This window comes from Escherichia sp. MOD1-EC5433, assembly GCF_002966005.1.
In the GTDB taxonomy this organism is placed as follows: Bacteria; Pseudomonadota; Gammaproteobacteria; order Enterobacterales; family Enterobacteriaceae; genus Escherichia; species Escherichia ruysiae.
Genome location: NZ_PTRL01000001.1, coordinates 531,234 through 543,776, shown reverse-complemented (window position 1 = coordinate 543,776; position 12,543 = coordinate 531,234). Strand labels below are relative to the sequence as shown.

Below are 12,543 nucleotides of genomic sequence, written 5' to 3'. Positions count from 1 at the left end.
CTGTTACCGGCGGGCAGGTTGCGGGATTAAATAAGGGATTCAGTCGGTAAGAAAAAGAGTGATTATGGCTCCAGCCCAACGGCACTAATAATGACCTTTAATAACAACAGTCTCATTTCAAAATACCCAAATTTTTGCAGTACAAAATTATCAGCAATAATCTGTGCCTGCTGTTCCATCGGATAATCACTTAGCTCCTTTAGCCAGGTTTAAACTCCAGTCCAATCCCTTCATCATCATTCCAGCCCAGCGTCAGCGAAACCGGCTTTTGTTTCGCCGCCATATGAACCAGCAGTTGCTGACTCAGTACCGGCAAAATTTGCTGGTTGAGCAGGTTGTCGATATTGCGCGCACCGGTGTCCGGTAGCAGGCAGGCACTGGTCAAAGCGTCATACAGACTCTCGTCAACATATGTGGTCAGGCCATAGTGACGATGCAAGCGCGTGCTGACCTGCAAGAGTTTCATTGCCACAATGGCACGCATCGCCGCTTCCGTTAGCGGGCGATAAATCACTGTCTGGAAGCGGGCAAGCAGCGCAGGCTGGAAGTGTTCGCGCAGGATCGGGCGCAGCAGTTCGTGCAGGTCGCCTTCACTGGCATCAGGCTGTTCATCAAGCAACTGCATCACATAGTCGCTGCCAAGGTTTGAGGTCATCAGAATGACCGTATTGCGAAAATCGATTTCACGGCCTTCGCCATCGCGCATAAAGCCCCGATCAAAAACCTGATAGAACAGATTCATCACGTCACGATGCGCTTTTTCGACTTCATCGAGCAGCACCACGCTGTACGGGCGCTTGCGCACCGCTTCGGTGAGGATGCCCCCCTGCCCGTAGCCGACGTAGCCTGGAGGAGAGCCTTTCAGTTGGGAGACGGTGTGCGGCTCCTGATACTCGGACAGGTTGATAGTAATCAGTGATTTTTCACCGCCGTACATGACGTCAGCCAGCGCCAGCGCCGTTTCGGTCTTCCCTACACCACTTGGGCCAACCAGCAGGAACACACCCTGTGGGCCATTCTCAGATGTGAGGCCTGTTTTCGCGGCACGCAGGCGCCGGGAGACGGCTTCAAGCGCCGCATTCTGCCCGACTACGCGTTTGCCGATTTCGTTTTCCAGCGTCAGCAGTTCGGTCTGCTCGTTTTTCATCAGCGACGACAGCGGGACGCCCGTCCAGTCAGCAATCACGGTAGCAACGGTACGCACATCCACATCGACTGAAAGTAACGGGTTGCTGTGCTGCATACCGTTGAACTCCTGTTGCAGGGAGTACGTTTTACTCTGACGGGAAATGTCCTGACGGCTTTCCAGCAGTTGTTCGGTAAGTTTCAGCTCCTGACCGTACCGGGTTTCCAGTTCGTTGAGTTCAACGCTGAAAGTGTTCTTTTCCTGTTCTATTGCCGTCAGGCGTTCACCGTAGTTTTGACTACCGACAGCCATGTCTTCCTGTAGTGCCTGCCTCTCCATTTCAAGAGCGGTGATCCGGGAGCGGATACGGATCAGTTGTTCAGGCACGGTGTCGAGACTCATGCGCACACGGGCGCTTGCGGTGTCGAGCAGGTCAACGGCTTTGTCCGGTAGTTGGCGACCGGTGAGATAACGTCGGGAAAGCGTAACGGCAGCGCGAACCGCATCGTCGGTGATATGCACATTATGGTGTCCGGCGTAGCGAGATTTCAGGCCACGCAGCATCAGGCAGGCGGTGTCATCGTCGGGCTCGTCCACTTTCACCATCTGAAAGCGGCGCTCAAGTGCGGCATCGCGTTCGAAAAATTGTTTGTATTCAGACCAGGTTGTAGCGGCGATGGTTCGTAATTCACCACGCGCCAGTGCCGGTTTCAACAGGTTGGCGGCATCCGCACCACCAGCCTGGTTACCCGCGCCGATGATGGTGTGCGCTTCATCGATAAACAGCAAAACTGGTACTGGTGACTGCTGCACTGCATCAATCACGTTTTTCAGACGCTGTTCAAATTCCCCCTTCACACCCGCTCCTGCCTGCAGCAGACCAAGATCAAGAGTGCGTAGCACGACAGGTTTGAGCGACTCCGGCACATTGCCTTCAGCGATTCTGAGCGCCAGCCCTTCTACCAGTGCCGTTTTACCGACACCCGGCTCACCGACCAGAATCGGGTTGTTTTTTCGGCGGCGAGAAAGAATATCCACCATCTGGCGAATTTCAGTATCACGCCCAAACACCGGGTCGATTTTGCCTTCGCGGGCTTTAGCAGTGACGTCTAGGGTAAACTTATCCAGCACGTTTTGCAGTGCCGGGCTGAGTTCTCCCTCTTTTATCTCCGCGACAACGGGATTTCCAACAAACGCCAGCTCCGCTTCCTGTTGCATTTCAGGACGCTCGTCTGACTGAGCATCCAGTAACGGGCGCAGGCGTTCCAACTGACTCAGGCCCAGGGTCAATAACGGCCACAGACCATCGCAACGCACCAGGTTCTGTTTATCAACCAGAGCCATCATCAGATGATGACTTCGGATCTGCGCCTCACCCGCCAGTGAGGCAATCAGCCAGGCTTCTTGCATCAGCGTCTGGATGTTTTCTGAAAGCTGCGGACGACTGCGCACTGAGCGCGGTTGTTTGTCGAGCCAGCCAAGCAAATCCTGCCAGAGGCTGTCCATGTCCCACTCGTAGCGACGAGCCAGCACAGTGAGATCGCCCTCGCCCTGCTCCAGTAATTTCAGCAGCCAGTGCTCCGGCAGAATTTCCGTATGCGCACGGGTCTGGCAGAGCGAAGCCGCCCCTTCCATCGCACGGGCACAGTAAGGGTTCAAACGTCGCAGCAGGATGGCTGGATTTTCCATGAATTTCTCTCTTTGTCGGTTCCTGGACACGCTACCGCCCCTCGCTGTTTCCCAGGAAGGAGACCAAAGCGCATACGGTCAGGCTGGCAGATTGTGGGTTCTTTGCTGAAAGCCCGTTGACTTCAGACGTTCAGCAAAAACGAAAAAGCGGACAGAGAAGCTCTGCCCGCTCGTGACTTACGCGGTCGCGCGTTCGTTCCATGAATCGGAATGAATGATGTTGCCGTCTTTGTAGGTCCAGGTGATTTTTTCGTAGCGCAGTTCGATCTGCTCAAGGTGGTTGTGCTTCTCGAAAGAAGGATCTTTGATGTCGTGCATTACAGGGTTCACCTTCACCACTTTCACGTTCTCAAGTTTGGTGTTGAAGTACTCGACCTCCTGACCCGCATCGTTAATTTTGTACCACTTGAATTCTGCAGACTTGAGGGTCTGTCCGGTGGTCACCGCCTTGTACAGGTATGGGCTGGAGGAATCGATTTCCTTGGTAAACAGGAACGGTGTGTGGATTCGGGTGCCGGTCAGCTTGCCTGTGTTGTTATCGGTCGGGATGTACAGATTATGTTCCTGAGCCACCACTTCGATGCTGCCTTCACGATCCTGAACGTCCACAGACCCTTTGATGTCCGCGCCGCCATCGTCCTTCAGCCAAAGATAAACAGGAATTGCCATGGAATTACTCTCTATTATGTTGTGATGCGCCATCATCCTGCGATGACGCCAGGGTGTGACCCGGTATCTGACAGGCATTAGCCTGCGATACCAGACTGATTTCGACACGGCGGTTTAGCGCACGGCCTTCCGGGGTGTCATTGGTTGCGAGCGGGCGACTTGCACCATAGCCCTGCACCGCAAAACAGCTTTCCGGCACGTCACCGGTGTCATGCATCCAGTCGCGCACCGCTTCGGCACGTTTCTGAGAAAGCGTCTGATTTCGTTGTGCGTTGCCGGTGTTATCTGTGTGACCGGCGACCACAATCAGCCAGCCAGGCCTTGCCTTGACGCCCACCAGCGAATTAATCAGCATTTTGGTGGACCCGGCTTTCAGCGCCGATTTGCCGGAATCGAACAGCGACATGCTGTCAAGGCGGATAGTCTTCGGCTCCTGTACGATTTTTTTGATAACCGTCTGCGGTGACGGTGATAGTGATGGTGGTAGCGGCAGGTCATTCACGGCGGCTTCAACAGCAGGTATCAGACGCGACCCCTGATATAACCCGAGGCGATAACGCAGAGGTTCACCGCGTCGCTGCCAGTCCTCCAGCAGTGCGCCATCAGCGCGCAGACGCTGCTGTGCCTGGAGTTTAGGCGTGAGAGGGGTGGCGGAGAGACGGTGGTATAAGGCAAGATGGCCGCCGACATTGCGGATCAGACGCTGGTTGTTAACCCAGGAGGCCAGCATCGCCAGTGCAAGAAAAATGCCCCCCAGCAGCCCGGCATAGCGCCAGAACACCATCCGACGACTGACGCCACGACGACGCGGCAGCGCCGACAGCAGCTGTTCAGGCAACGGCAAAAGCTCACCGCTCTCCACCGTATCAGGCGGCAGCGCAGTAACAGAGGCAATGTGTTGTTGCCAGAGGTTCCCGGCGAGACCGCTCACGGGAGCCATGCACAGCCCTTGTATACAGGACTTCAGAGCTGGCAGTTCTCCCTGACGCTCCGACAGCAGACTGTTAACTGCGGTATTCAGCCAGGCAAGTCCACTGTCCAGCCATAGCACCTGGCTCAGGCGGGACAGCCACTCACCCGAAGTTGTTTCTTGAGCCCAGTCGGTCAGTGACAAATTCCCCTGACCGGGTTGATATACCTGGAGTCCTGCCCGTTGGCTGACAGTGGTAAACCAGACCGGCTCAGCATCAACACAAGCGACTGGCGGTGACAGCCAGATAACGATCCACTGCGGCGGGAGTTGACCAAGTGAGATATGGCATTGCGCAACAGCACGCTGCCAGCCACGCAGACTCTGGGTTAACTCCGCATCCGAGGTGTGGCGTTCGGGTAAGATAGCCAACAATATCGAGATCTGTGACACCAGAGCCGGACGAATCTGACTCAGGTGTTGAGCCAACAATGGCAACTGCTCTGCATCTTTTACCCACAGATACCAGCCCTGACGGGTTTCACGATGCCGTGTCCCCTCAGCAAATAATGCGCTGTTATCGCCACACACCAGAATGACTGCCCCCTGAAAATCTTCCGGTGGCAGAGACTCACCCACAATATCCCTGAGCGCCGGTGCCCGTATCAGTGATGTCCGATACTGACGCCAGAGCATTCCCCCACAGACCAAAATAATCAGCAGGCTGAATGCCACACGGCTCCCGACCGACGGTGACCAGAATCCCAGGATAAGCCACAGTGCCAGTACGCCCGCCAGGACGGTTAACAGACTCCGGTAAACATCACGCATCCTTTACCCCGGCTTGACCGTCTGACTCACCAGTTCGGTGAGTGAGGAAGAGAAGAAGTACCACAGCGCAGCCAGTACTGCCGCCCCGATAATCCAGGAAAGCCAGTACAGTCGGCGGCCGCTGCGCAGACTGGATACCCTGGCGACAATCGGCGCATCCTGAGCAAGCGTAAAAGCGGGCACTCGTTCCCCCAGCGCACGCACCACGTCTTCACGACGTTCGTCGTTCTGCGCCCGGTACTGTCCGACAAATCCCAGTTGTAAAGTACGATACATACAGGTCAGCACGGCCATGTCCGGTGCGGACTCTTTCAGCAGGTTACGGATACGCTCCCATAACACCTCACCTGCGTTCAAAGTACCGAAGAAATGCGCCTGCAACGGATCACGGCGCCAGGCCAGATAACCATCGTCAGAAGTGCCGCGATTGAGAACGCTTTCATCCAGCAAGGCGCACAGCGCGTATACCATGTGCTCCTGGCTGCTATCACTGTAGCCCGCATCCGAAAGCGATTTGCGCGCTTCCTGAACCAGACGACAGGCCCGACGATAAAGCCCTTCCCCGTCCCGAACTTCTTGCCCGCCGCGTAGCTGGCTGGCCATCAACCAGCCTGGATAGAAAATCTGTTCAATCTGACTGAGACTGGAATTATTCATGCGCGTAACACCGCAAACAGTTCAAGTTTCACCTCCCCCAGTGAGCACGGGGTGTAAAAGGTACAGCTACCCGCCTCCAGCATCGCCCGCGCCGCATCGGTACTCAGATCCAGAGAGAAGAATTGGTTTTCAAGGCGCAGAGGGATCGCCGCAGGCACATGGCTGAGTGGTTTTATAACCATGCCACTCAGCGCCACGTTCACGACATCTGAAACGTCATCGAGACTGCCTGCCTTACAAAGCTGCGGGAATTTCACTTGCAGTTCGTGATTCGGCATGGAGGAGCGAACGGAAAGATAGAAATCAGCCCCTTCACGCAAGCGGGCATCATGCAGCGATCCTTTCCAGAACTGATCGGCATGATCCAGTTGAATACTGATAACCCGGGAGGGCAGACTGGCTTCCAGCAATTTATCGAGCAGAGCCAGCAACGGCGGGAACACTCGTTCAGGCGTATCATGCTGATAAACAGGAATATCACTGGCATCGTGCTCCAGTGAAAACGTCAGCAGGCTGCCTGCCAGGCGGGTCAATTCACGGTAGAGCAACTCCGGGTGGCGTCCCGGAGTCTGCATCAGTTCGGTCAGCACGGGCTCGGCGCTATTCAGGGCATTGAGTAGCCAGAACAGAGAAACATCAGCCACCGCAAAATCGGCCAGACGCTCGTTGCTTTCGCGACGCATCGCCATCAGACGCTTACGTCGTGCCTGCAGACGAACCAACAGATCGCTCAGTTCAGCCACAAGCAAAGGGCTTGCCGCAATCGAGAGCATCGGTGGGATAAAAGACGGATCACGATTCCACTGTCCCTGCGCATTACGTGCCAGACGAGCCACCGGACAGGTCAGGTAAGCGGTATTTTCCTGCGTAGATAAACGAAGCGTGACGGCATTACGCAAAATGGCCAGTTCACCACTTTCATGCCCGGCAAGCTCCTGAACCACTACGCGTTCAGATTTCCAGCGACGCGGGCGCTCACTGTCCTGACCATTATCCAGATTGCCACCACTGGCACTCAGCAACGGCAGCGCCACAACGACTTCAACAACCTCAGAGCCGTTTGCGACGGATAAATCACAGACCGGTGGAAGATTATCCGCCAGGTCAGTATCAACCATCGTGCCGTCCTGAAAACGTACCACCAGACGGGTAGCATTCAGGCGTGACAATACAAGGGCTGCGGTATCGAATTCAGCATTCACCACGCCCCAGGGATGGGAAATTCCCATTCCTGCAACAGTGTCAGCAATATGTTCGTCCCAGCGAGCTTGCTGCTGGAACTGTTGTGGGGCCAGCGCGGCCCCATCCTCCCAAAGTGGGCGAAAAATTTTCATCCCTGATTTCCCCTCGCCTTACGACTTGGCTTTCGGCATCTGGGAAACCAGTGAGAGATTGATATCCATCCCTTCCACCTGAAAGTGCGGTACGGCGTAGAGTTTCACGCGGAAGAAGCCCGGATTATCATCAATGTCTTCCACCACAACTTTCGCATCACGCAGCGGGTGAGATGCCTGCAACTCATCGCCCGGGTCGGTCATTTCAGTCACAAGACCACGAACCCAGGTGTTAAGCTCCAGTTCCAGCAACCGGCGATCCTTGGTGGTGCCAATGTTTTCACGTTGAATCAGCTTCAGATAATGAGCGATGCGCGACAGCAGGAAGATGTAAGGCAGACGCGCATTGATGCGGCTGTTGGCAGTAGCATCCGCAGTATCGTAGAGAGCGGGTTTTTGCGTGGAGTTCGCCGAGAAGAAACACGCATAATCGCGGTTTTTGTAGTACGACAGGGGAATGAAACCAAGATTCGCGAACTCGAACTCGCGGGTTTCCGGGATCATCACCTCTGAGGGGATTTTTACCTGGTTGCCGGTGCCAAGATCATACAGGTGAATTGGCAGATCCTGCACCGCACCACCCGCCTGTGGACCACGGATTTGTACACACCAACCGTTATTGATGAAGCTTTTCACCATGTTGGCCGCAAAAGCAAAGGTGGCATTGGTCCACAGGTATTTATCGTGATCCGGGCCTTTCACCTCTTCAACATAATTAAAACTACGCACCGGTACAGTGTCCGGGCCATACGGCAGGCGACCCAGCACGCGTGGCATAACCAGCCCCAGATAACGGGAATCGTCCGTATCCCTGAAACTTTTCCATTTAATGTACTCGGCGCGGTCAAAGTAGTTACCGATATCTTTGATGGCCGCAACGTCTTCCATTGACTCTTTCAGGAAAAATTTCGGACCTGCAGAACCGATAAATGGCATATGAGCCGCTGCGGACACTTTTGATAAATTACGCATCAGCGCCACGTCTTGCGCAGATGCATCAAACTCATAAGCGGAAATCAGCGCGGCAATCGGCTCGCCTCCCGGCGTGTCGTACTCATCAATGTAGGTATGTTTGTACAAACCACTCTGGATAATTTCCGGGCTATCTTCAAAGTCCTGACGCAGGTCTTCTTTAGATATATCCAGCAGTTCAATTTTCACGTTCTGGCGGAAATCGGTTTTATCGACCAGCGATTTCACACCGCGCCACAGACTTTCTACCGCCTGAAAGTCCTCATGATGCATAACGGCATCAAGCTGACGGCTGATCTGGAAATCCAGTTCAGCGATATGGTGGTCAATCAGATTTTTGTCGAGCTTTTCGACTTTCGATCCCGATTTTGTCAGACACTCCAGGAATACCTGCATCCCGGCCGTTAAACGTTCATCCGCAGTGGCATCCGACATCGCCTGTGCGTCCTGCCAGATATCCAGAGAACTCAGCTCAGAGACCGGACTGAGATTAATTTTTTCAAACAGGGAAGCATAAACTCCAGCAGCAGCAGGACGTTCAAGCACCACACTCTCGCCACCAGCAGCATTCTCATTTTTTACAGACATCAACATTTTCCTTATTAATCCGTTAAATCATCGTGACCGTTACGGCTGTTTAGGTGCCAGAGCTGATAGTTCTGCTCTGAGTTCTGCACTTAATGCCGGGTCCAGCAAAATGTTTTCCAGTTCTTTACGGAAAGTCTGGTTATCCAGAAGGTTCGCTTTTAAATCACGAAGTAAATTACGCATGGAAAGCATGGCTTTTAGCTGTGGTATTTGTCGGGAGACCTGTTCCGGGGAGAAATCCTTTATGCTCTGGAATGTCAACCTGATGCTGTCTTCACTACCGTCATCAGCAAGTGTGTTATTAACGATAAGATTTACTTTTGGGGAATATTCAGAAAGAACCGCATCAAAATTATTTTTGTTAAGATTAACTTTTTTACGTTCAGATAATGGCGCGGATTCCTGACCATTACTAAAATCACCCGCAACCAGTAACTTCAGGGGTAATTCTGTTTTCTTACTTGCTCCCCCGGTGTGCAGATCTAATTTCAGATTAATACGGGCCTTCGGTATCTCCCGCTGGAAGCTGTCACTCATAGTTCCCTCTCGTAATTCAATTAAAGTCAAATTAATCACAATACTTCATTAACTCGATGCTAAGGCAATGTGGAAATGAAAAAAGCAATGCAGATCAACATATTGAGAATAAAAAATAATGGGAAAATTGCCTGACAATAAAAATAATCGCAGCCATATCAATTGATTAAAAACGTCTTTATAAATATTCCTAATTATATTTTTATTATGTTATTTTGTTTTTTATTTACCACAGCATCTGTTAATGGACAGGCCATATATAGCGCAAAACACTGACTTACCCGCGCCTATGCCACAGATACTGTTATCTGATAGTTATGCCCATGTTGCCTAAGTAATTCATAAGTATTCGCCGTGTTCTGACATTAAATTCTTGTCCGGCAATCAGGTCATACCCGTATCCACAGGTCTCAATATTGGAAAAGAGATTTTATTTTAGGCAAGCTGAAATTTGCATTACAGCATATTCAGGCCTACACCCGAATGACCTGATTAACCATAAAAAATTGATGCAGCGCAGCATGTTAATTATTCCTGGATCTTACATTGTCATTGCACAGTAAATGTAGAAACTTATGCGTAACGGAGTATTTATGAGTTTTAAACGTTTGGTTATAATTACCGCAATATCCTGTATGTATACCGGATTTGCATTTGCAGCGAACGTCACGTTGAACCCTGCCCAGGTAGAACATCTGAATAACGTCATTAATCACGAGGTAAAAGGGAAAGATGACCATAATTTTGTCTATACCAACTGGACAGAAGCTCAACGTGTGGCCGAATTTATTTGCCGACCACTCGCTCTGAAAGAGCTACAGAAGCGGTACACCGACGTAGATAAGGTTATTTTCGATCAGGGAAAACATAATATGCAGCGTCTGGTCTCACCTGCATTGCTGACAGGTAATGGCCAGTACCGTAGAGGGATTAACTGGACGACTTTTCACTTCGCCTGTGAACTGTCAGTGAAAACCGGAGAGGCGATGGGATTCAGGCTGTTGAGAAATAAAACCCTGACCATGGCTCCGGGGCCCGTTATTCGTTCCGGGGAGATCGGCCAGTGAAAAATATTCTTACCGCATTTCTCATCATCACTCTCCCTGCTTTCTCCGCCACGGCAGCCAGTTTTGACTGCCGCCAGTCCCGCAGTGCGGATGAAAAAGCAATTTGTTCATCACATAGCCTGAACGATTTGGATGTGGAGATGAGCGTTAAGTATCAATTTCTTCATGGGCTTTACGCGATGGGAGCCGCCGGGGAACTGCATGACTCACAGGTACTATGGCTGGCTGAACGTCGCCAGTGTGGTGGCGATACCACCTGCCTGACAAAAGCATACAAGCAGCGCCTGAAAACGTTGAACCATCTTTATGACGCGATTAATAAACCACTCTGAATCTAAACTGGACTGCTGGTTGTCGGAAACGCCTTCATACAAGGCATCTCCTTACCGGCACGTATAACTCAAAAAGAGCCTGATGATTGTTCTTCCATCGGCTCTTTCTCTGAAGTTAAGGAAGGCTCCGGACGGAAGTACTCGCTGGCATATGCGGCTCCAGCTCAATCAATGATAATCACCATCGTTATTTTTTATTTAATAATAATCTCCTGAAAAATAGATATAGCCAAAATTCAATCCTGCCTGGCTTAATTCCGCATCCATCACCAGAAATAATCAATGCCATAACTATCATGTCATTTAATAGTCACCGCTAAAATTTTATTATTTTCTTCTGCTTTACAGGGAAATTGTCAATCTGTTTATTATGTCCGGTTTAAATAGTTAATCACAAAACATCATCGCCATTGCTGACGTGTTTTATTCATTGATAACAGTGCCATACGTTCTTTTTTTACAAAGAAACAATCAATTACTAAATTGTTTTTTAACTTAATAGTTAAGCGCGAAACATTTTAATAAATGATAAAAATCCTAAATTCCTTGTTCATAATGTAGGGGTGTGTTAAATAGGTGGGCAAAATTTGGTTCCCCCTTCTCGCCTGTAATATTGCAGCATCTTCGCACTCCCATGAGACATTGCGACTTAATAAGAAGGTGATAAGCCCTGCATAAGCGCATGGGCTGACCATGGTTTTATATTCATAAAAATATTTCGTTATAACCCATTGATTTAATATCAATAATTTATTGTGGGTTCGGGTTTGTTGTGACTGTGGCATTATTTCCGTGCAAAGGAGCTGATATGTCTGAAAGACATTTACCTGATGACCAGAGCAGTACTATCGATCCATATTTAATTACCTCTGTTCGCCAGACCCTGGCAGAACAAGGCGCAGCATTACAAAACTTGTCTAAACAACTGGATTCCGGGCAGTACCAGCGTGTCCTTAATTTGATAATGAACTGTAAAGGGCACGTTATTCTTTCGGGAATGGGTAAATCAGGGCATGTTGGTCGTAAAATGTCAGCGACGCTGGCCTCTACCGGTACACCGAGTTTCTTTATTCATCCGGCAGAAGCATTCCATGGCGATCTGGGTATGATTACGCCCTACGATCTCCTGATCCTTATTTCCGCCAGCGGCGAAACGGATGAAATCCTCAAGCTGGTTCCTTCACTGAAAAATTTCGGCAACCGAATTATCGCCATTACCAATAATGGAAATTCCACGCTGGCAAAAAATGCTGATGCCGTGCTGGAACTCCACATGGCGAATGAAACCTGCCCGAATAATCTTGCACCAACAACGTCCACCACGCTGACCATGGCGATCGGCGATGCGCTGGCTATTGCCATGATCCATCAGCGCAAATTTATGCCAAATGATTTTGCACGTTATCACCCGGGTGGTTCATTAGGTCGTCGCCTGCTGACCCGCGTTGCGGATGTCATGCAGCATGATGTTCCTGCGGTGCAACTGGATGCGTCATTTAAAACCGTGATTCAACGTATCACCAGCGGATGCCAGGGAATGGTGATGGTAGAAGACGCAGAAGGCGGGCTGGCGGGCATTATCACCGACGGTGACCTGCGTCGCTTTATGGAAAAAGAGGATTCTCTGACATCCGCCACGGCGGCTCAGATGATGACGCGTGAACCGCTGACGCTACCGGAAGACACCATGATCATTGAAGCGGAAGAAAAAATGCAAAAGCACCGCGTCTCAACGTTATTGGTGACCAACAAGGCAAATAAAGTCACTGGCCTTGTGCGCATTTTCGACTAATTAAGCAACGGGGTGCGAGAGGTTAGTCTCTCATTGAGT

10 protein-coding genes are annotated in these 12,543 nt (G+C 51.1%); 3 read left to right on the top strand and 7 right to left on the bottom strand.

Annotated features, from left to right (window positions below):
- Nucleotides 1-199 precede the first annotated feature (199 nt).
- The 7 genes from tssH to tssB form a co-directional block, all read right to left on the bottom strand.
- Nucleotides 200-2,815 (bottom strand): type VI secretion system ATPase TssH, encoded by a 2,616-nt coding sequence (gene tssH, locus C3D30_RS02760; protein ID WP_105286431.1) that lies wholly within the window; start codon nucleotides 2,813-2,815, stop codon nucleotides 200-202.
- Nucleotides 2,816-2,992: 177 nt separating this feature from the next.
- Nucleotides 2,993-3,484, bottom strand: coding sequence for a type VI secretion system effector Hcp (hcp, locus tag C3D30_RS02755; RefSeq protein WP_001007319.1), 492 nt, complete (start codon nucleotides 3,482-3,484; stop codon nucleotides 2,993-2,995).
- Nucleotides 3,485-3,488: 4 nt separating this feature from the next.
- Nucleotides 3,489-5,225 carry an OmpA family protein gene (locus tag C3D30_RS02750; protein ID WP_176242698.1) on the bottom strand — a complete coding sequence of 579 codons (1,737 nt, stop codon included), beginning with the start codon at nucleotides 5,223-5,225 and terminating at the stop codon, nucleotides 3,489-3,491.
- Between the two features lie 3 nt (nucleotides 5,226-5,228).
- Nucleotides 5,229-5,882, bottom strand: a complete 654-nt coding sequence (gene tssL, locus C3D30_RS02745) for a type VI secretion system protein TssL, short form (protein WP_021551379.1) — start codon at nucleotides 5,880-5,882, stop codon at nucleotides 5,229-5,231.
- Nucleotides 5,879-7,216 (bottom strand): type VI secretion system baseplate subunit TssK, encoded by a 1,338-nt coding sequence (tssK, locus tag C3D30_RS02740; RefSeq protein ID WP_000689244.1) that lies wholly within the window; start codon nucleotides 7,214-7,216, stop codon nucleotides 5,879-5,881. The genes tssL and tssK overlap by 4 nt, the downstream gene beginning before the upstream one ends.
- An 18-nt stretch (nucleotides 7,217-7,234) precedes the next feature.
- Nucleotides 7,235-8,782 (bottom strand): type VI secretion system contractile sheath large subunit, encoded by a 1,548-nt coding sequence (gene tssC / locus C3D30_RS02735; RefSeq protein ID WP_024191167.1) that lies wholly within the window; start codon nucleotides 8,780-8,782, stop codon nucleotides 7,235-7,237.
- 33 nt (nucleotides 8,783-8,815) lie between these two features.
- Nucleotides 8,816-9,313, bottom strand: a complete 498-nt coding sequence (gene tssB / locus C3D30_RS02730) for a type VI secretion system contractile sheath small subunit (protein WP_001283990.1) — start codon at nucleotides 9,311-9,313, stop codon at nucleotides 8,816-8,818.
- Between the two features lie 593 nt (nucleotides 9,314-9,906).
- Between tssB and C3D30_RS02725 the strand changes: the two genes are divergently transcribed.
- From C3D30_RS02725 to C3D30_RS02715, 3 genes are all read left to right on the top strand, one after another.
- Nucleotides 9,907-10,380, top strand: coding sequence for a hypothetical protein (locus C3D30_RS02725; RefSeq protein ID WP_000008714.1), 474 nt, complete (start codon nucleotides 9,907-9,909; stop codon nucleotides 10,378-10,380).
- Entirely contained in the window at nucleotides 10,377-10,712 is a 336-nt protein-coding gene (locus tag C3D30_RS02720) for a lysozyme inhibitor LprI family protein (RefSeq protein ID WP_000789901.1), read from the top strand. Before C3D30_RS02725 ends, C3D30_RS02720 begins: the two co-directional genes overlap by 4 nt.
- A gap of 808 nt (nucleotides 10,713-11,520) precedes the next feature.
- The gene (locus C3D30_RS02715) at nucleotides 11,521-12,504 is read left to right on the top strand and encodes a KpsF/GutQ family sugar-phosphate isomerase (RefSeq protein WP_001298261.1); all 984 of its coding nucleotides are present in this window, start codon (nucleotides 11,521-11,523) and stop codon (nucleotides 12,502-12,504) included.
- The last annotated feature ends 39 nt before the right edge of the window (nucleotides 12,505-12,543 follow it).

Excerpts from the sequence above, each read along its gene's own strand:
- hcp (WP_001007319.1), bottom strand. The coding sequence starts at position 3,484 with ATGGCAATTCCTGTTTATCTTTGGCTGAAGGACGATGGCGGCGCGGAC.
- C3D30_RS02750 (WP_176242698.1), bottom strand. The coding sequence starts at position 5,225 with ATGCGTGATGTTTACCGGAGTCTGTTAACCGTCCTGGCGGGCGTACTG.
- C3D30_RS02725 (WP_000008714.1), top strand. The coding sequence starts at position 9,907 with ATGAGTTTTAAACGTTTGGTTATAATTACCGCAATATCCTGTATGTAT.
- tssC (WP_024191167.1), bottom strand. The coding sequence starts at position 8,782 with ATGTTGATGTCTGTAAAAAATGAGAATGCTGCTGGTGGCGAGAGTGTG.
- tssB (WP_001283990.1), bottom strand. The coding sequence starts at position 9,313 with ATGAGTGACAGCTTCCAGCGGGAGATACCGAAGGCCCGTATTAATCTG.
- tssK (WP_000689244.1), bottom strand. The coding sequence starts at position 7,216 with ATGAAAATTTTTCGCCCACTTTGGGAGGATGGGGCCGCGCTGGCCCCA.
- tssH (WP_105286431.1), bottom strand. The coding sequence starts at position 2,815 with ATGGAAAATCCAGCCATCCTGCTGCGACGTTTGAACCCTTACTGTGCC.
- tssL (WP_021551379.1), bottom strand. The coding sequence starts at position 5,882 with ATGAATAATTCCAGTCTCAGTCAGATTGAACAGATTTTCTATCCAGGC.
- C3D30_RS02715 (WP_001298261.1), top strand. The coding sequence starts at position 11,521 with ATGTCTGAAAGACATTTACCTGATGACCAGAGCAGTACTATCGATCCA.